The sequence below is a fragment of the Magnetospirillum fulvum genome, from assembly GCF_900108475.1.
In the GTDB taxonomy this organism is placed as follows: domain Bacteria; phylum Pseudomonadota; class Alphaproteobacteria; order Rhodospirillales; family Magnetospirillaceae; genus Phaeospirillum; species Phaeospirillum fulvum_A.
On record NZ_FNWO01000004.1, the window covers coordinates 57,450 to 75,035 of the forward strand.

The following is a 17,586-nucleotide window of genomic DNA, read 5'->3' on the forward strand; positions in this document are numbered from 1 at the left end:
GATGGCAGAGAAAGGCCCCCCGCAATGACCCATCCCCCCGAACCGGTTTTCCCCGCCGCCGCCGGTGCGTCGCCGCCGCGCGGCATTCGTTTGGGCAGCCCGGACTACCGCCGGGTCACCATCGCTTTGTTTCTGGCCGGGTTCGCCACCTTTTCGCTGCTGTATTGCGTCCAGCCGATGCTGCCCGAGTTTGCCGCCGAGTTCGGGGTCAGTCCGGCGCACAGTTCGCTGGCGCTGTCGCTCTCGACCAGTCTGCTGGCGCTGGCGATCCTGTGCGCCGCCGCCTTGTCCGAGGGGTTGGGCGCGCGGCGCGGGCTGATGTTCGGCTCGCTGGTGGTGGCGTCGGCCCTCAACATCGCCGTCGCCCTGGTGCAGGACTGGACCGTGTTGCTGGTGCTGCGCGCCCTCGAAGGGCTGGCGCTGGGGGGCGTTCCGGCGGTGGCGATGGCTTATCTTGCCGAAGAGATCGAATCGCGCGGGCTGGGGCGGGCGATGGGACTCTATATCGCCGGGACGGCGTTAGGCGGGATGCTGGGCCGCGTCATCACCGGCCATCTGGTCGAAGCGTTTTCCTGGCGGATCGCCCTGGGCGGGATCGGGCTGACCGGTCTGGCCGCCGCGATCGGCTTTTTGGTGCTGCTGCCGCGCTCGCGCAATTTCTCGCCCCATCCCGGCTTCGACCTGCGCTACCACCTGTCGGCCTGGATCGGCCATCTGGCCGTGCCGTCGATGCGCTGGCTGTTCGCGATGAGCTTCCTGTCGATGGGCTGTTTCGTCGCGGTGTTCAATTACATCGGCTTCCGCCTCACCGCGCCGCCTTACGAGATGGGGCAGGGCACGCTGGGGATGATCTTCTTTGTTTATATCTTCGGGATTTTCAGTTCCTCGGCCGCCGGAGGGCTGACCGAGCGCTTTGGCCGCCGCGCCGTGTTGCCCGCCGGGGTGCTGATCACCGTTGCCGGAATCGCCCTCACCCTGCCCGAGGGATTGGTGACGATGGTTGCCGGTCTGATCTTGCTGACAATCGGGTTCTTCCTGACCCATGCCGTCGCCAGCGGCTGGGTCGGTCGTATCGCGGTGGGGGCCAAGGGGCACGCCTCGTCGCTCTATCTGCTGGCCTATTATGTCGGCTCCAGCGTCGTCGGCTCGGCGGGTGGCTGGTTCTGGGCCGCTGGCGGGTGGAGCTGGGTGGCGCTGTTCCTGCTGGTCCTGCACGGGCTGGCCCTGGTGGCGGCGTTGCGGCTGCGGGTGCTGTCGCGGGGTTAAAGCAATGTGCGTTTGATCCGGCGCACATTGCTTAGGCGAGCATTGAGCGAGCGGCCAAGAAAACCGGAGGTTTTCGCCCGGCGAGGGGCATGCAATTTTTAAAACACAATCGGTTCGAACGGGGTGCGGTCGGGGCGTCCGGGGGCGAAACGCCACACCGGGTCGGCCTCGGCTCCGGGGGCGGGCAGGGCGATCAGCGAACTCGACACGGTGCCGAACCCGTCGGGGCGGGCAAAGCACATCGCGGCTTCGTCACCGCTCTCGCTCAACACTCTTGTCCAACCCTCCCAATCGCCCGTGTCCGGGTCGGGCGTCGGTGCGGCGCGGAAGCGGTCAAGATGGGCGGCGATGCGCGGGCTGGCCGGGTCGTCGAGATCGCGTTCGGTCAGCATATGCAGACCGGGCGGAATCCGATGCGACACCACCCGGCTTCCATCGTTGCGCAGCCAGAATGCGGTGCAATTGTCGGCGATCACCAGATTGAACGGCCGGTACGATCCGGCGGCGAGCCCGGACAGCGCCTGCGCCGCCTGATCGGCGTCGGCATGGTCGAGCGCTTCGAGCACCAGTTCCCCGCGTGAGCGTTTCGAGGCCAACGGCCCCAGCGTTCCGGCGCGGTTCAGAACCGCCGCCATCACCCCGAAATCGTTGATCCCCAGCCACGAGCCCTCGGCCAGGATATCCTGCCCGGCGATGGTTTCGGGGCGGTCGTCCCACCACCGTCCCGGCCCGCGCCAGGGGCGATCTTGCATCTCATCGCGGTTCGCGGCGGCGATCAAAGGCCACGTCTGACCGGGGCGATGGAGCAAGACCAAGGTACACATGCGAAAAATCCGTTTCTGGAGAGGCGATAGACGATTATAACACGCCCGCCGGGGGCGTTGCCGGATGGGCTTGGCATCGCGCGTGTTCCGGTCTTCGAACGACAGATTTCAGGGAGCCGCCGTCCGTCATGACCACTTTCGATGACCGTGAGAAAGCCTTCGAGGCCAAGTATCGCCTGGACCAGGACATGGACTTCAAGACCCAGATGCGGCGCGACAAGCTGGTCGGGCTGTGGGCGGCGGGCCTGATGGGGCTGACCGACGATGCGGCGAAGGCCTATGCTCTGTCGGTGATCGAGGCCGCGATCGACACCCCCGAGCAGGATATTGCCGACAAGATCGCCAACGATCTCGCCGCCCGCAGCGTCGCGGTTTCCGCCGCCGAGGTTCGCACCCAGGTGGCGTTGCTGCAAGACAAGGCCCGCGCCGAACTGAATGAAGAGCTGTCGCGTTAATCCGATCCGAACCGGGGGGGCCGCTTAGGGAAACTCGATTTCCTCGAGCGGCACGTCCTCGGAATAAAAGCAAAATCCGTTGCGGCCGGTGTTTTTGACCCGGTACATCGCGATGTCGGCCGCCTTGCAGACGTCTTCCATATTGGTTCCGTCAAGGGGGTAGACGGCGATGCCGATCGACGCCCCCACCTGACAGCAATGACCCTGATGGACGATCGGGGGCGCCAGCACGTCGAGAATTTTGCGCGCCACCATCGCAGCCTCGCCGGGGCGGGCGATTTCCTCGACCACGATGACGAATTCGTCGCCGCCGATCCGCGCCACGGTGTCCGAACTGCGAATGCACAGCGACAGACGTTCGGCCACTTCGCACAGCACGGCATCGCCCGCTTCGTGGCCCAGATTGTCGTTGATCGGCTTGAAGCGGTCGAGATCGACATACAGCACCGCGATCTGCCCGCCATTGCGGCGCATCCGGGCCAGGGCGTGATTGATCCGGTCCTTGAGCAGGTTGCGGTTGGGCAGCCCGGTCAGGGTGTCGTGGTGGGCCAGCCGGTTGATCCGGTCCTCGTTTTCCTTGCGCTCCGAAATGTCGCGGACGATGCCGGTGAACAGCCGTCCCTTGCCGTGGCGCAGTTCGCTCAATGACAATTCCAGCGGAAACAGGCTGCCGTCGGCGCGGCGGCCCAGCGCCTCGGCGGTGCGGCCGTTCGGGGCCAGCGGCAGACCGGTGGGCCGCGTCCCCGCCGCGCCGATCGCCCGCTCGTCGATCTCGGACTCGGGGTCGATCAGCAGGTGACCGAGCGGGCGGCCGATCAGATTGGCCGTGGTGGCGCGGAAGATGCTGGCGAAGGCGGGGTTGGCGGCTTCGATCACGCCCTGGTCGTCAACGGTGACGATACCCTCGGCGACCGAATGCAGCACGCCCTGCAAGCGCTCCTCGCGCTCGCGCAACGCCTCGGCCGAGCGGACGAAGCGCGAGATGTCGCGCGCCTCGATCAGAAAGCCCTCGGCTTCGTCGGGCAGGTGGCGGACCCGCATTTCCGCTTCGAACAGGCCGGTACCGGCCCGCTTCATCCGCAGCGGCAGGAAATCCTCCTCGGCCAGCAGCGCCCAGCCCGAGCCTTCGATCAGCTCGCGGTAATCGTCTTCGAGGAAATCGACAAAGGGCGCGTCGGTTGCCGCGTCGGCCGAGTCTAGCCCCAGCATCCCAACCCCAGCGCGGTTGAGAAACCTGACCCTGCCGCCCCGGATGATGCAGACCAGCACCGAAACAAGATCGAGCAGATCGGTCTGGGCGCGGGGCGACGGACAGGGGGGGGCGGGGGTGGGACGCAAAGGCTTCACCAGGATAACCGGGAAGAGGAACGGCCGGGCCGATCCCGCCGTAACGGGCAGAGGAGAGGCGTTAGGTCCGCGCCGGGCCTGGTGGCGCATCGGAACTGGTCGGGGAGACAAGATTCGAACTTGCGGCCCTGGCGTCCCAAACGCCATGCTCTACCAGGCTGAGCTACTCCCCGATCCAGTGTGGTTCTAAGGCGTTTGGCCGCCGATGGCAAGGGCTCCGCCATGGGATCGCGGTGGAAGGAGACGGAACGTCACGATGCGGACACTCGATCCCGAGGCACTGAGACGGGCCGAGGCGGCGCTCGCCGCGTTGGAGCACAGATATATAGAGTGGGCCGAAGCCGATTGTGCCCGGCTTGAAGCCGCTTGGACCGCCTGGGCGGCCGACCCGGAGCGCGAGGCGGCGGGGCTGCGGCCCGTCTTCTCGGTCGCTCACGACATGAAGGGGCAGGCGGCGACGTTCGGCTATCCGCTGGTTGGCTCCTTGGCCAACCGCCTGTGCCGCGCGATCGATTCCGCCGGGGCGGACCAACCCGACCCGAAACGCCAAGCCCGGCTGGCCGCGCTGGTCGCGGCGATCGGCCAAGCGATCCGCGAGCGGCTGTCGGGTGATGGCGGCGCGGCGGGAGCGGCGCTGCTGGCCGGGCTCGACGATCCGGACTGACGGCGACGCGCTCAAGGGTTCGGATCGAGCTTCTTGCCGTCCAGTCGTTCCGTCTCGCGCTCGCGCTCGCGCCGGACCGCTTGCTTCTCGGCCTTGGGCAGACCGAACGCGATCCGGTTGGCGTCGGCCTTGGCCTCCTTCTCGGCGCGGGCCTTGGCCTTGCGCGCCCGGTTCAGATTGACGATCTCGCCCATGGCGTTCCTCTGTCCGAGTCCCGATGACGGCGATCTTACACTTTTTTTGGATCGGGATCAGATTCAGGCTTGCGCCCGGCCGATCCCATGGGTATACACACCCACCTCGCGCGGGTGTAGCTCAGTTGGTCAGAGCGCCGGCCTGTCACGCCGGAGGTCGCGGGTTCGAGCCCCGTCACTCGCGCCATTTACTTTCTATCTCGGTCACATGCCGGACCGCCTCTCCCTCCGGGGAACAGGCGGTCCGGCTTGTCCCGTTTTGGGGCCGGGCGATCCGGCCTCGCTGCCCCTGAAGGGGACAGAGATCAGGGCCTTGTCGCGCCCGCCCCTTGCCCGTCAAATGGGCATCTGCCTCCCCCGTTTTGCTCAAACCGACATCATTTAGCCTCTGCCTGTTTTGCGGGCATAGGCTAATCATCTGATAAAGATAGGTAATTTCCACAGGGGGGAATGGCGCGGGGATTGCTTGCCCGGCGGCAACGCCGACGCGGCGGGTGGATCATGGAACGAGGAAGATGATGGAGACGGCGAAAACGGGTGTCGATGTCTTGTTTGTCCTGCTGGGGGCAGTGATGGTTTTGGCGATGCATGCGGGCTTCGCCTTTTTGGAAGTGGGGACGGTACGACGGAAGAATCAGGTCAACGCCCTGGTGAAGATTCTGTCCGATTTCGCGGTTTCGACCTTGGCCTATTTCTTTGTCGGCTATGCGGTGGCTTATGGCACCACCTTCATGGTCGGGGCCGAGACTCTGGTGGGCAAAAGCGGGGGAGCCTTTGCCGCCCAGGGGTTCGATCTGGTCAAGTTCTTCTTCCTCGCCACTTTCGCCGCGGCGATTCCGGCGATCGTCTCGGGCGGCATCGCCGAGCGGGCCAAGTTCAACACCCAATTGATCGCGACCGCGATTCTGGTCGGGCTGGTCTATCCCTTGTTCGAGGGGATGGTGTGGGGAACCCGCTTCGGCTTTCAGGATCTGATGCAGGGCCTGTTCGGCGCTCCGTTCCACGATTTCGCCGGGTCGGTGGTGGTCCATGCCGTCGGTGGCTGGATCGGTCTGGCGGCGGTGCTGCTGCTGGGGGCGCGTCTGGGCCGCTATCGCCCCGATGGGCGGCTGGTCGCGGTGCCGCCGTCGAACATCCCCTTCCTTGCCTTGGGAGCGTGGATTTTGTCGGTCGGCTGGTTCGGCTTCAATGTGATGAGCGCCCAGACCATCGCCCAGATTTCCGGGTTGGTGGCGCTGAACTCGCTGCTGGCGATGGTCGGTGGCATTCTGGCCGCGCTGCTGGTCGGCCGCAACGATCCCGGCTTCGTCCATAACGGCGCGCTGGCCGGTTTGGTCGCCGTCTGCGCCGGGTCCGACGTGATGCATCCGGTGGGCGCGCTGATCACCGGAGCCATTGCCGGAGCGGGCTTCGTCTGGCTGTTCACCCTCTGTCAGGTCAAGTGGAAGATCGACGACGTCCTCGGCGTCTGGGCGCTGCACGGAATGTGCGGGGCGATGGGCGGCATCGCCTGCGGCGTGTTCGGGTCCGAGATGCTGGGCGGCATGGGTGGGGTCAGCCTGCTGGCGCAGATCGTCGGCACCGTTACCGGGATTTCCGTCGGTCTGCTCGGCGGTCTGGCCGTCTATGGCGGGCTGAAAGCGGCGTTCGGCATCCGACTCGATCCCGAGCAGGAATTCTCTGGGGCCGATCTCGCCATCCACCAGATCGGGGCCTATCCCGAGGAAGCGATGTCGGTTCACGACGACGCCCTGGCGATGTCGGTTCATGCCGGCAATGCCGGGCGGCGGTAGGTTTTTCTCGGCGGCCAGGGGCGCATCGTCGCCTCTGGCGTTTCCCGTGCGGGGCTGCCGCCCCACGCCCTGCCTGGAGGCGTGGCCTCCAGACCTCCCCTTTGTCAGAGCCTGGACGCACTGGGGCGGTCAGGGATGGATTTCCCTCTCGTCAACTCTTCTTTTGGATGTTAGTGAGTAGGACGGGCTAAGGGGGAGACTTATTCGATGGTAAGGGGAATGGCGGTTCTGATCGTCGTGGCATTGACGGCGGGGTGTAGCAGTAAGTACCGCGTTGATTCATATGAAGGGCCGCAAGGGAAGTTGCCAACATCGGCATCGTTTTACGTTTCTATGCCGCAAGATGGGTCATATGGATCGGAATACTATTCCGGCTCGGGCTTGATGACTGCCAACGAGGCTGTGACGGCTTTGTCCCATCATGTCGCTAAGGTGCGGCGAGCCAATGTGGTGGAGGATACCGAAGTTGCCTTGGCCAAGGCGAAAAGCAACGACTGTCGGTATCTGTTCGAGCCACGTATCCTGCATTGGGAAGAGCGAGCAACCGAATGGTCAGGAAAGCCGGACCGTATTACTCTTAAGATGACGGTGTACGAGATCCCCGAGGGTACTGTGGTGGCGAGCACGGTGACACGGGCCAGCAGCAAATGGGCGACGTTCGGTGGGGATCATCCCCAGGACTTGTTGCCGGTGCCGATGGCCAACTTCGTTGATGGCTTGTTCCGTGCCGGTGATCCGAAAACGCCGGTGATCAGCGACTGATACCTTCCGAAGCAGGTCCAGGAGCCGCTGGCTCCTGGCGGGTGCGGGCAGAGCCCGCCGCTTTGTTTCGCTATTGCGGCAAGCCTGCGGCGTGGCGGATCATCTCGGCGACCAGATCGGGCCGTTCCTCATGGGCGAGGTGGCCTAAGCCCTCGAACGTCACGACTTCGGAGCCGGGAACCAGGGCGTTGACCTTCTTTGCCATCGTGGGTGGGATGGTGTGGTCGTTCGAGCCGGTGGCGAGGATCAGATGCGGCCGCAGGTGGGGCAGGTCGCGCCGCAGCGGCTTTAGATCCCAATTGGCCATCATCGCGATCGCGGCGCCGACATGGCCGGGCGACATGCCGAGGCGGCGATAGAGTTCGATGGTTTCCGGCTTCAGGACCGAACCGGTGCCCTTCATCAGATCATCGACCATCGAGGTATAGCGGGCGCGCAGCGCGAACAGATAAGGCGGATGGGGCAGGGCGGCCATCATCTTGGCTAGCGGCGAGAAAATCCGTGCCGGGAGCCCGTCGAGCGGCAACAGGGCACCGCCCAGGCTGATCAGGGTCTTGGGCGCGATCAGCCCGTCCAGACACATCCGGGCCAGGATCGCCGCCCCGGCCGAATGGCCGACCACCAGGGACGGCACGATTCCCAGCGCCCGCAGCAAAGCGTGATGCGACCGCGCCATCCCGGGCAGCGACATGTGCGAGGGCGCCGGTCGGGTGGTGAAGCCATGACCGGGCATGTCGGCGGCGATGACGGTGAAATTTTCGGCCAGCAGCGGGAACAGACCGGCCCAGGAATGGGTGGTGGCCCCGGTGCCGTGGATCAGGAACAGCACCGGGCCGTTTCCGGCTTGCTGGACATGCCAGACCATGCCGCCCGCGGGGACGAACCGGCTGTCCTGGCGGTTGGGCCAATCCCGCCCGTCCGTATCCCAGATCAGCCGGCTTCGCATGCTTATCCCCTTATTCTGCCCTCGGCGGCGACCGAATCGGCGGCGGTGGCCTTCACCGCCTTCGACATCGCGTTGGCGTCGGCATAGGGGAGCAGCAGGTATTTCGCTCCCATTTCCGCCGCCAGCTTCTGCGCCATCGGCTGCGGCCGCCGGGCCGTGTCGATCAGCATCGCCGAGAAGCCGGAAACCCGCAAGGCCTGAGCCGAGGCAATCGCATCGGCTTCGGCCATCGGGCGGCCCGGCGTGCCGTCGCGGGCGATGTTGCCCTGGCCATCGGTGAGGAACACCAACACCGGAGTCTGCCCCTTGTCGCGGCAAGCGGTGGCCACCATCCAGGCGGTGTCGATCGCCGAGGCAAGCGGGGTGCCGCCGCCGCCGGGCAGCCCGGCCAGCGAGCGCTTGGCCCGGACCAGCGAGCGGGTCGGCGGCAGCAGAACCTCGGCGGCCTTGCCCCGGAAGGCGATCAGGGCGACGTTGTCGCGGCGGACATAGCAATCGGCGAGCAGCAGTTCGACCGCTCCCTTGGCTTCGGCCAGACGCTGCAACGCCGACGATCCCGAGGCATCGACGATGAAGATGGTGGTGGTTTCGGACCGCTGCTTGAAGTGGGTGCAGCGGAAATCGCTGCGCCGGACTTCGACCAGGGTGGCGGTACGGCCTTCCTTGGCCGCTTCCTGACGGCGGAGCGGCTGCCAGGGCGCGGCGGCGCGCAGGGTCTCGATCAGATTGAGCCGGGTGTTGGGGGTGGGCTCGCCCGCCCGCACCGCCGAGGGACGGCCGCGCCGACCCTTTTTCTTCGCGGCTCCGGCCCGGCTGCCGCCCGAGGATTGGGCGCGCGACCGCACGTCCTTGCCCTCGCGCAATTGCGCCAGCAGCTTGTCGGGAATCGCCGCCTGCGCGACGGCGATCATCATGTCTTCGAGTTCCTGCGGGTCGAGGGTGTCGCTGTCGTCCTCGTCCTGCGGTTCCTCCGGCTGGTCGGGGTCCGACGGTTCTTCCGGCGGCGGCGGCTCTTCGGGCGGCGGCTCGTCTTCCTGCGGCTCTCCGCTCGGAATGATCGTGGCGCGCGGCGCAAACACCAACGAGGCGGCGGTGGCGGCGTCTTCCTGGGTTACCGCGTCATGTCCGGCCAGGGCGGCGGCGGCACGGGCGACCTTGACCGCCAGCAGCGAGGCGCGGACCGAGGCGATGCCGAGCGCGACCGAGGCCGAACACAGCGCCACCATGATATCGTCGGGGAAGGTAACCGACTCCAGCCGGGCACGGGCCTCGGCAACCTGAGACGGCGGGATCACCGGGGCGGACAGATCGCTTTCGACGACGTTGTCGAGATTGAGCAAAAAGGCCAGCCGTTCGATCAGCACCGTCGGCGGGCGTTCGTCGTCGGCCAGACCCTCGTCGAGGGCGACGACGCCGATCCGGGCAATCGAGCGCAGGCCGAGGCCGTCACGCTCCAACTGGACCTCGCCGCGATCGAGCACGCCGCCGATCCGGCCGGCGGTTCCGGCCGACAGCCGTTCCGCCATCGCCAGCACGACGATGCCGCCATCGGCTTCGACCAGCACGCCGCGTTCGGCGATCGGCTTGCCCATCCGCAGCGTCGAGGCGAGATCGAGCCCGCCCAGCAGGCGGCTGTCGGTGATATGGGTCGGGATGCGCCGCATCGGCGCGTCCTCGGGCAGATACTCCCTCAGCAGGCCAAGCCAGCGATCGCGGGCCGGTCCGGCCAGCGACCGCACGGAAGCGCCGCGGATCCCGACCGGATCGACCGCAAGCAGGGCGGCGGCCAGCGCCGCCGAGGCCCAGGGCGAGGACGCCCCGGGACCCGCGTCGGGCTCACTCATTTGCCGAACACCTCTTCCATCGCGCGTTCGATGCGGACGGTCGAGCCAGCGTCGTCGAGGACGTTGCGGCGCAGACGGTGACGCAGCGACGAGGGCGCGACCCGGCGCAGATGATCCGACAGCACTTCGTCGGCTCCGTCCAGGGCGGCAACGGCGCGGGCGGTCCGCAGCAGGGTCAGCTCGCCGCGCAGACCGTCGGTGCCGAGGATCATGCACAGCTTCGACGCCTGTTCCAGCACCGCGTCCGACACGCTGATGTTGGGCAGGCGGTCGCGGGCGGCGACGATCAGCGCGCCGATCTTGGCATCTTCCTCGGCCCACTGGGCGACGAACGCCTCGGGGTCGCGGTCGAAGGCATCGCGGCGACGGACCACTTCGATCCGGGCGGCCAGATCGGTGGGGGTGCGGATTTCGACCGACAGACCGAACCGGTCGAGCAGCTGCGGGCGCAACTCGCCTTCTTCCGGGTTGCCCGAGCCGACCAGAACGAAGCGGGCGGGGTGGCGGATCGAGATGCCTTCGCGTTCGACGACGTTCTCGCCCGAAGCGGCGACGTCGAGCAGCACGTCGATCAGGTGATCCTCAAGCAGGTTCACTTCGTCGATATAAAGGAAGCCGCGATTGGCGCGGGCGAGCAGGCCGGGCTCGAACGCCTTGACGCCCTGGGTCAGGGCGCGTTCGAGATCGAGCGCGCCGACGACGCGGTCTTCGGTCGCGCCGAGCGGCAGATCAACCACCGGCACCGGCACATACGAGACTTCGGGCTTTTGCCCATTGACGCCGTGATGGCCGTTGCAGCCATCGACGCACTTCTTATCGTCCGTGGCGGGGTCGCTGCTGTACCGACAGCCCGTTACCACCGCCATCTTCGGCAACAGCGTCGCCAGGGCGCGCACGGCGGTGGACTTACCGGTGCCGCGATCCCCCAGAACCAGAACACCGCCGATGGTCGGGGATACCGCCGCCACCAGCAGGGCCTGCTTCATCTCGTCCTGACCGACGATCGCCGAAAAAGGAAAAACAACGCGCATGGTCATACCGCTCCGAACTGGATGATGTGTCGCGCAACGGCACCGATCGGGTCTCCCCCCCGTCCCGTCCGGCAAGGGCGGGCATGATCCCGGGCATCAGCCACGGGACGGCCGTTTCGTCGAAGAAGGTCTAGGTGAAAAATCCGCCTGCTCCCCCCGAAGTGCGAGGCGCGGATGATATTTCATAAGGACCAGCCGCCGCAATTGGTTCCTGGACTCTTTGACACGTCATCTCGGTCGGTTGGTGTATGGCCCCTCAGTCGCCGGGCGCTCAGTCCCCTCGCTTGGCTCTCGCTCGCATGGGCTCGCGGGCGCTGTTCGCGCCAGTCGCTTGCGCTCCGATGTTTGACACGTCTTCTCGGTCGGTTATGGTTCCGTTCCGGTCATTCCAACCACCGCTGCCAACCCGACCCGACCCAAGGAGCCGCAGGCCATGACGTCCCACCCCGATTCTTCCGGTCCCGCGCGCATCGGGCCGAATTCGATCATCCGCATGGCCGAGGCGCTGCGGGAGCAGCAGGGCGAGGCCCGGACCGCCGAACTGTTCGCCGCTGCCGGGTTGTCGGATTATCTGACTGTTCCGCCCGCGACGATGGTCGAGGAAACCGAGGTGATCCGCCTGCATCACGCGGTCCGCGCCGGGATCGGGCTCGACGCCGCCGCCCGCGCCTCGTGGGATGCCGGGCTGCGCACCGGCGATTATCTGCTCGCCAACCGGATTCCGCGCCCGGCCCAGCGGGTGTTGAAGGTGTTGCCCGCCGGTCTGGCCGCCAAGACGCTGCTTCAGGCGATCGGCAAGCATGCCTGGACCTTCGCGGGCAGCGGGCGTTTTTCCTACGAAGCCGGGCATCCGGTGCGGATCACCATCGCCGATTGTCCCACCGCGCGCGGCACGACGGCCGACCGTCCGCTGTGTGACTTCTACAGCGCGACCTTTGAGCGTATTTTCTCAACCCTGGTCAACCCTGCCGCCAAGGTTACCGAAATCGCCTGCTCGGCGGCCGGTGCTCCCGCCTGTGTTTTCGATATTCGCTGGAAGTAGGGTGGGTGCGTGACCCTTTTAGAAGGGTATAGGCGTTTAGAACGTGTCGCATTGTCTTCCCTTTTGCCCAACCTCTTGCAATAATCGGGTTCGTCCTCCGGCTCGACCTTAGAGTCCGGAGGGTCTTCCCATTCCGGGCTAACAAAGCCGCTTCGCCGTTTTCGCGGCGGACGTAGTCGCCCATCGGGGATGTGCCAGATGTACAGTGTTGAAACGTGCGGCGTCAGCGAAGGCGACCGCTTCGTCAAATCGATCAATCCGCGCGGCCGGGCCTGGAAGGTGGTCGCGATCCGGATCACCGTCGACGGCATTCCCCATGCCCGCCTCGCCTCATGCGACAATCGCAGCAGCGAACAGACGATCTCGACTCTGACCCTGCGGGACCGCGATTACTGGTTGCCCGCCGCCGTCAGCCCGTCGGGCAACGGCCGCTGATTAGTCGCCCGTGAAAAAGTCCCTCGCTGTCGCTCGGTGTACTTTTTCCCGTTGGATTAAAAGGGGAAAAATGGGCTAGGGGCGGCCCGGCGTCCATTTTTCGTGTTATTCGTTTCACCAGCTTTGCGTCGCTTATGCGCGCAAATCTGGTGAAAACCCGCCTCCGATGCCGTGGGCAAAGCCCATCGGCTTCGGAGGAAACCAAATCCATCCCCGCGCAGAAAGCTTGATCGAGCACGGGGATTCTTTTTGAACCGGGGAAAAGTACACTGAGGCCAAAGGCCGAAGGACTTTTTCACGACTGACTGATTACGTCTCGGCCCGATCCCACGGTGGGTTCGGGCCGAACCGTTCGACCAGGAAATCGATAAAGGCCCGGACCTTGGGCGACAGATGGCGGGCGTGGGGATAGACCGCGAACACTCCGCCCGACTGATGCGCTGCTCCTTCCAGCACCGGGATCAGGGTGCCCGCCCGCAGATCCTCCCCGACGATGAAGGTCGGCAGACACGCCAGCCCCAGCCCCTCCAGCGCCGCGATCCGCAGCGCGTCGCCGTTGTTGACGCGCAGGCGGCCCTTGACCTCGGCCGACCGCGCTCGGCCGTCGGGAGCGGTGAAGGTCCATTCGTCGCCGACCGGGATGTTGCTGTAGCGCAGGCATTCGTGCCCGATGAGGTCGTCCGGCGTGGTCGGGACGCCCCGTGCCGCCAGATAGGCCGGGCTGGCGCAGACGACCCGGCGTAGCGGGGCCAGACGACGGGCCACCAGGCTGGACTCGATCAGGTGCCCGATCCGAACCGCCATGTCGTATCCTTCATCGATCAGATCGACGAAACGGTCGTTGAGGGTCAGGTCGATTTCGACTTCGGGACAGCGGGCGAGGAAGTCCGGAATCGCCGGGGCGAGATGGCGGATTCCGAAACTCATCGCTGCATTGACCCGCAACCGGCCGCGCGGGGCGACCTGAAGATGGCTGACCGACAGGTTGGCTTCGTCGATGTCGGCCAGGATGCGGACAAGCTGGTCGAAATAGCTGCGACCGGCCTCGGTCAGGGTCAGGGCGCGGGTGCTGCGATGGAGCAGACGCACCCCCAATTCGCTTTCCAGCGCGGCGATCTGGCGGCTGACCACCGATTTCGAACTGCGCAGCCGCCGCGCCGCTTCCGAGAAGGAGCCGGTTTCGGCGACGCGGGTAAAGGCGGTCATCGCGGCAAGACGGTCGATGATTGTTGCTCCATCAGCAACAGTAAGTCACGATATCGCCAGATTGTCTCTTCTTCCGATCAGGCGCAAGCTTCGTCTCACGGTATTTTGCCGGTTTCGGAGATGGATCATGAGCCTTGTTCTGCGCCCCGCCGCTGCGCGCGGCCACGCCAACCACGGTTGGCTGGACAGCCGTCACACCTTTTCCTTCGCCGATTATTTCGATCCGGCCCAGATGGGGTTCCGGGCGTTGCGGGTCATTAACGACGATATCGTCCGCCCCGGGACCGGCTTTGGCATGCACGGTCATCGCGACATGGAGATCGTCAGCTATGTCGTCGCCGGGGAACTGACCCACACGGACACCACCGGATCGACGGGCGTTCTGCGCCGGGGCGATGTTCAGTACATGAACGCCGGAACCGGCATTCGTCATAGCGAGGTCAACGCGTCGGTCAGCGAGGATGTTCGCCTCCTCCAGATTTGGATCCTGCCGCCGCGTCCGGGATTGCCGCCCTCCTACCGGCAAGAGACGGTTTCCGATGCGGATAAGCACAATGGTCTGGCCCTGATCGCCGGTCCCGAAGGGTCGGGGGCGGCGCTGGTCACCTACCGCGATGTCCGGGTCTATGCCGCGTTGCTGGAGGCGGGGCGGGCGCTGACCCATCCGCTCAATCCCGGACGGGGGGTCTGGATTCAGGTCGTCGATGGACACCTCGCGGTCAACGGCGTTGCGCTGGAATCCGGCGACGGGGCCGCGATCGAAAGCGAGGAGACGATCCGGATCACCGCCCCAGACCGGGCCGAATTCCTGCTGTTCGACCTCGATTGAGGTTCTCCTCTACACAATAAGGACGATTGCGATGAAGATACTGCATATCGATTCCAGCCCGCTGGCCGACGCCTCGGTTTCGCGCCTGCTGACGAAATCAATCGTTACCGCCCTGACGGCGGCTCATCCCGGCCAGGAGGTCACTTACCTCGATCTGGCCGAAACCCCGCCGCCCCACCTGACCGGCGAACTGATGCAGGTGGTGAAGTTCCGCAACCTCGACGCTCTCAACCCGTCGCAACGCGAGGAACTGGCCCGCACCGACGCGCTGGTCGATCAATTCCTCGCCGCCGATATCGTCGTGATCGGCGCGCCGATGTACAATTTCTCGCTCCCCACTCAGTTGAAGGCGTGGATCGACCGCGTCTCCCAGGCGGGGCGGACCTTCCGCTATACCGAAACCGGGCCGGTCGGTCTGGCCGGCGGGCGCAAGGTGATTATCGCCTCGGCGCGGGGCGGTCTTTATGCCGGAATGCCGTATGAAGCCGCGCTCGATCACCAGGAAGCCTATCTGCGCGCCGTGCTGGGGTTTTGGGGCGTCACCGACATCGCGGTTATTCGCGCCGAAGGCGTCGCAATGGGGCCGGAGGCCCGCGCCAAGGCGCTGGCGGCGGCCGAGCGCGAGATCGCCACTCTGGTTGCCACTCTGGGCTGATCGTACCGGTTCAGCGCTGTTTGGTGACGACGCTCTGGGGCGGGTCGGGGTCGATCATCGGCACCGACACCGCAAAGACCGATCCCCGCCCGGGGGTCGAACGCAGGCTGATCCGGTGGCGCAGCAATCGGGCCAGCCGGATCACGATCGCCAATCCCAGTCCCAGCCCCTTGGCGCGGTCGCGTTCGGGGTTGCCGACCTGGAAGAATTCCTCGAACACCCGTTCCTGTTTGTCGCTGGGGATGCCGATGCCGGTATCGACGACGCAGATCTGCCACATTGCCCCCTGGCGGCGGCAGCCGAGCAGAATCCCGCCCTGCTCGGTATAGCGGATCGCGTTGGTGAGCAGATTGCGGATGATCGTCGTCAGCAGAGAGGGATCGCTGAGGGTCACCGCGCTGGTGACGACGTGGCGCAGTCGCAGTCCCTTGGCCTCGGCCTGGACCTCCATTTCCCGGACCAGATGTTCGAGCAGCGGATCAATCGCGACCCGATCCTTGCTTTCCTCGATGGCGCCGACATCAATGCGGGCGATCGCGATGATCTCGTCGAGCAAGGTGCCGAGCCGGATCAGCGATTCGTTCAACATATCGGCGGCCCGGCGCGGCATGGGGGCAAGATCGGAGGCACTGATCACCGAGGCGAACAGCGACAGCGATTGCAGCGGCTGGCGCAGATCGTGCCCGACCGCCGACAGCAGCAGGCTTTTGCTGTCGTCGGCGGCTTTTAATTCGGCGATAGCCCGGCGCAAGGTACCCAGCGGCCAGGCCCGCATCGCCAGGAACAACCCAAGCCCGAGGAACAGCCCGAGCCCGAGCGCGATCGCTTCGCCGACGATCAGATCGCGCGTGTCCTGACGGACGACCAGATAGGCGGCCAGATCGCCCGAGGCGTGGATCGGAATGCGGATTTCAAGCGCGGGAGACAGAACCCGCGTCTGGTTGGCCGCGACCGTTCGTCCCTCAGGATCAAGCAGTTCAAGCGACTCCCCCGGCTGGGCCAGTCGCCGCAGCAGATCGTCGAACCGCTCTTCTTCGAACGTCCACAGGCGGGGGCGGGCGGCGATCGACTGGCCGATGGTCTGGGCGCGGATACGTCCGGCGACCTCCATTTCGGTCTGGAGCGATCCGGTCGCGATCACCCCGAAACCAAGCGGCGGCAGTAGGGCGACGACGATGGAAATGGCGAGCCCGATCCGGGCCAGTCCGCGTATCCGCAACTCCAGAGGGTCGCGTCCAACGATCATGGCGGCGGGATCATCCCGAAGGAATCAAGCAGCCGGAACGCCTGGGGCGAGGTGAGATAGGCGAGAAAGGCCTGCGCTTCGGCCGAGGGGGCGGGGCCGACGACGATCCAGTAGGTCTTGGAGAGCGGATAGAGTCCGGCGGCGAGGGCGGCTGCGTCGGGGGTGCGGCCATCGAGTGTCAGCGGCTTGACCGTCAGCCCCTCGGCGATCTTCTGGACCAGGGTCAGGGTGCCGATCGCGCCATGGGCGGTCGAGATCATCGCGGCGGCGTCCTGGTCGGTCACCGCGATCAGCATCCCCGGCCGGGCATGGGCCGTATCGAGCGCGGCGGCCAGTGCCGGAGAGGCTGCCGCCAGAATCGTCGAATCCGAATCCGACGGTGGCCGCAACACCGGGGTGATCGGATCGCCGTTGCTCCAATGGCTCTGGCGTCCGGTCAGGATATCGGCCAGTCCATCCAGAGTGATCGCGCTTTCTCCGACCTTGGGCGACACCACCACCATGAAGGGCGTCCGTCCCCAGGCGACGGCGTGCAACCCCGCCGCATTTTCGGCGGCGGTCAGCGGCCGGGCCGAGACGCTGAGATCGATCGCTTTGGCAGTGACGGCGCGAATGCCGCCATTGGTGCCCAGGCTGGAGGGAACATCGACCAGGATGCCGGGGTGGTCGGCCTGAAAGCGGTCGGCCAGGGCGCGCAGAGCGGGCAGAGCCGACCCCGTCCCGCCAATCGCAATGGTTGTTGAGGCTGCGGCGGGGGCGACCGCCCCTCCGGCCAGCAGGACAAGGGCGGCAATCCGGCACAAGCGGGCGAAGAAATCGGTAGCCATCGGCTCACCCTCCTTCAGAGACAGGTAAAGGGGGCGGAGCCGGATGGTTCGACGCCGTCTGGCAAATGGTTTGATCCCACCCTCTCAACTCGATGGAGCATAGCGTAACCGGAGGCGCACAAGAAGAGGGGGCACGCTGTTTCGAATCCCGGTTCGGTCCCGACCGGCTCTGCCGCTGCGGGAAGACGGGGCGGAGTCCCCTCGGTTGAACGCGATTGAG

Annotated in this window: 18 protein-coding genes and 2 tRNA genes; 10 read left to right on the plus strand and 10 right to left on the minus strand. The window is 66.0% G+C overall.

What is annotated here, in order from left to right:
• Window positions 1-24 precede the first annotated feature (24 nt).
• A complete protein-coding gene (locus tag BLW40_RS05830) occupies window positions 25-1,266 on the plus strand; it encodes an MFS transporter (protein ID WP_074766498.1) in 1,242 nt (413 codons plus the stop codon).
• A gap of 98 nt (window positions 1,267-1,364) precedes the next feature.
• On the opposite strand, the gene BLW40_RS05835 is transcribed toward BLW40_RS05830, so the two are convergent.
• Window positions 1,365-2,090: an NRDE family protein gene (locus BLW40_RS05835; protein WP_074766500.1), complete on the minus strand. Its 726-nt coding sequence runs from the start codon at window positions 2,088-2,090 to the stop codon at window positions 1,365-1,367.
• A gap of 128 nt (window positions 2,091-2,218) precedes the next feature.
• On the opposite strand from BLW40_RS05835, the gene BLW40_RS05840 reads away from it, so the two are divergent.
• The gene (locus BLW40_RS05840) at window positions 2,219-2,545 is read left to right on the plus strand and encodes a DUF1476 domain-containing protein (protein ID WP_074766502.1); all 327 of its coding nucleotides are present in this window, start codon (window positions 2,219-2,221) and stop codon (window positions 2,543-2,545) included.
• Window positions 2,546-2,569: 24 nt separating this feature from the next.
• Here the strand turns inward: BLW40_RS05840 and BLW40_RS05845 are convergent, their stop codons facing one another.
• Together BLW40_RS05845 and BLW40_RS05850 are read right to left on the minus strand one after the other, a co-directional pair.
• The gene (locus tag BLW40_RS05845) at window positions 2,570-3,892 is read right to left on the minus strand and encodes a sensor domain-containing diguanylate cyclase (RefSeq protein WP_244511069.1); all 1,323 of its coding nucleotides are present in this window, start codon (window positions 3,890-3,892) and stop codon (window positions 2,570-2,572) included.
• Window positions 3,893-3,988: 96 nt separating this feature from the next.
• Window positions 3,989-4,065: transfer RNA gene (locus BLW40_RS05850), tRNA-Pro, on the minus strand.
• An 83-nt stretch (window positions 4,066-4,148) separates the two neighbouring features.
• Between BLW40_RS05850 and BLW40_RS05855 the strand changes: the two genes are divergently transcribed.
• Window positions 4,149-4,556, plus strand: coding sequence for an Hpt domain-containing protein (locus tag BLW40_RS05855; RefSeq protein WP_074766505.1), 408 nt, complete (start codon window positions 4,149-4,151; stop codon window positions 4,554-4,556).
• A gap of 11 nt (window positions 4,557-4,567) precedes the next feature.
• Here the strand turns inward: BLW40_RS05855 and BLW40_RS05860 are convergent, their stop codons facing one another.
• Window positions 4,568-4,750: a DUF4169 family protein gene (locus tag BLW40_RS05860; protein WP_074766507.1), complete on the minus strand. Its 183-nt coding sequence runs from the start codon at window positions 4,748-4,750 to the stop codon at window positions 4,568-4,570.
• A 110-nt stretch (window positions 4,751-4,860) separates the two neighbouring features.
• Between BLW40_RS05860 and BLW40_RS05865 the strand changes: the two genes are divergently transcribed.
• The 3 genes from BLW40_RS05865 to BLW40_RS05875 all read left to right on the plus strand — a co-directional run bounded on the left by BLW40_RS05865 (window position 4,861) and on the right by BLW40_RS05875 (window position 7,305).
• Window positions 4,861-4,937 (plus strand) — tRNA-Asp (locus BLW40_RS05865).
• A 331-nt stretch (window positions 4,938-5,268) separates the two neighbouring features.
• Window positions 5,269-6,543 carry an ammonium transporter gene (locus tag BLW40_RS05870; RefSeq protein ID WP_074766509.1) on the plus strand — a complete coding sequence of 425 codons (1,275 nt, stop codon included), beginning with the start codon at window positions 5,269-5,271 and terminating at the stop codon, window positions 6,541-6,543.
• Between the two features lie 219 nt (window positions 6,544-6,762).
• Window positions 6,763-7,305 (plus strand): DUF4823 domain-containing protein, encoded by a 543-nt coding sequence (locus BLW40_RS05875; RefSeq protein ID WP_074766511.1) that lies wholly within the window; start codon window positions 6,763-6,765, stop codon window positions 7,303-7,305.
• Between the two features lie 70 nt (window positions 7,306-7,375).
• On the opposite strand, the gene bchO is transcribed toward BLW40_RS05875, so the two are convergent.
• Genes bchO through bchI form a run of 3 tightly spaced genes read right to left on the minus strand, consistent with a single transcriptional unit; the run spans window position 7,376 to window position 11,126 of the window.
• Window positions 7,376-8,251, minus strand: a complete 876-nt coding sequence (bchO, locus tag BLW40_RS05880) for an alpha/beta fold hydrolase BchO (RefSeq protein ID WP_074766513.1) — start codon at window positions 8,249-8,251, stop codon at window positions 7,376-7,378.
• Window positions 8,252-8,253: 2 nt separating this feature from the next.
• Window positions 8,254-10,095, minus strand: coding sequence for a magnesium chelatase subunit D (locus tag BLW40_RS05885; RefSeq protein ID WP_074766515.1), 1,842 nt, complete (start codon window positions 10,093-10,095; stop codon window positions 8,254-8,256).
• Complete coding sequence (gene bchI / locus BLW40_RS05890) at window positions 10,092-11,126, minus strand: magnesium chelatase ATPase subunit I (RefSeq protein ID WP_074766833.1); 1,035 nt, start codon at window positions 11,124-11,126, stop codon at window positions 10,092-10,094. The genes BLW40_RS05885 and bchI overlap by 4 nt, the downstream gene beginning before the upstream one ends.
• A gap of 433 nt (window positions 11,127-11,559) precedes the next feature.
• Here bchI and bchJ point away from each other — a divergent pair, with 433 nt between their 5' ends.
• Entirely contained in the window at window positions 11,560-12,168 is a 609-nt protein-coding gene (gene bchJ, locus BLW40_RS05895) for a bacteriochlorophyll 4-vinyl reductase (protein WP_074766518.1), read from the plus strand.
• 198 nt (window positions 12,169-12,366) lie between these two features.
• Window positions 12,367-12,603 carry a hypothetical protein gene (locus tag BLW40_RS05900; RefSeq protein ID WP_139305512.1) on the plus strand — a complete coding sequence of 79 codons (237 nt, stop codon included), beginning with the start codon at window positions 12,367-12,369 and terminating at the stop codon, window positions 12,601-12,603.
• Window positions 12,604-12,912: 309 nt separating this feature from the next.
• Here the strand turns inward: BLW40_RS05900 and BLW40_RS05905 are convergent, their stop codons facing one another.
• Window positions 12,913-13,809: a LysR family transcriptional regulator gene (locus BLW40_RS05905; RefSeq protein ID WP_074766522.1), complete on the minus strand. Its 897-nt coding sequence runs from the start codon at window positions 13,807-13,809 to the stop codon at window positions 12,913-12,915.
• A 127-nt stretch (window positions 13,810-13,936) separates the two neighbouring features.
• Between BLW40_RS05905 and BLW40_RS05910 the strand changes: the two genes are divergently transcribed.
• Window positions 13,937-14,638, plus strand: coding sequence for a pirin family protein (locus BLW40_RS05910; protein ID WP_074766524.1), 702 nt, complete (start codon window positions 13,937-13,939; stop codon window positions 14,636-14,638).
• Between the two features lie 31 nt (window positions 14,639-14,669).
• Window positions 14,670-15,293, plus strand: coding sequence for an FMN-dependent NADH-azoreductase (locus BLW40_RS05915; RefSeq protein ID WP_074766527.1), 624 nt, complete (start codon window positions 14,670-14,672; stop codon window positions 15,291-15,293).
• A gap of 10 nt (window positions 15,294-15,303) precedes the next feature.
• Here BLW40_RS05915 and BLW40_RS05920 read toward each other — a convergent pair whose 3' ends face one another.
• Together BLW40_RS05920 and BLW40_RS05925 are read right to left on the minus strand one after the other, a co-directional pair.
• Entirely contained in the window at window positions 15,304-16,539 is a 1,236-nt protein-coding gene (locus tag BLW40_RS05920) for a sensor histidine kinase (RefSeq protein ID WP_074766529.1), read from the minus strand.
• Window positions 16,536-17,366, minus strand: coding sequence for a PstS family phosphate ABC transporter substrate-binding protein (locus BLW40_RS05925; protein WP_074766531.1), 831 nt, complete (start codon window positions 17,364-17,366; stop codon window positions 16,536-16,538). The genes BLW40_RS05920 and BLW40_RS05925 overlap by 4 nt, the downstream gene beginning before the upstream one ends.
• Window positions 17,367-17,586 lie beyond the last annotated feature (220 nt).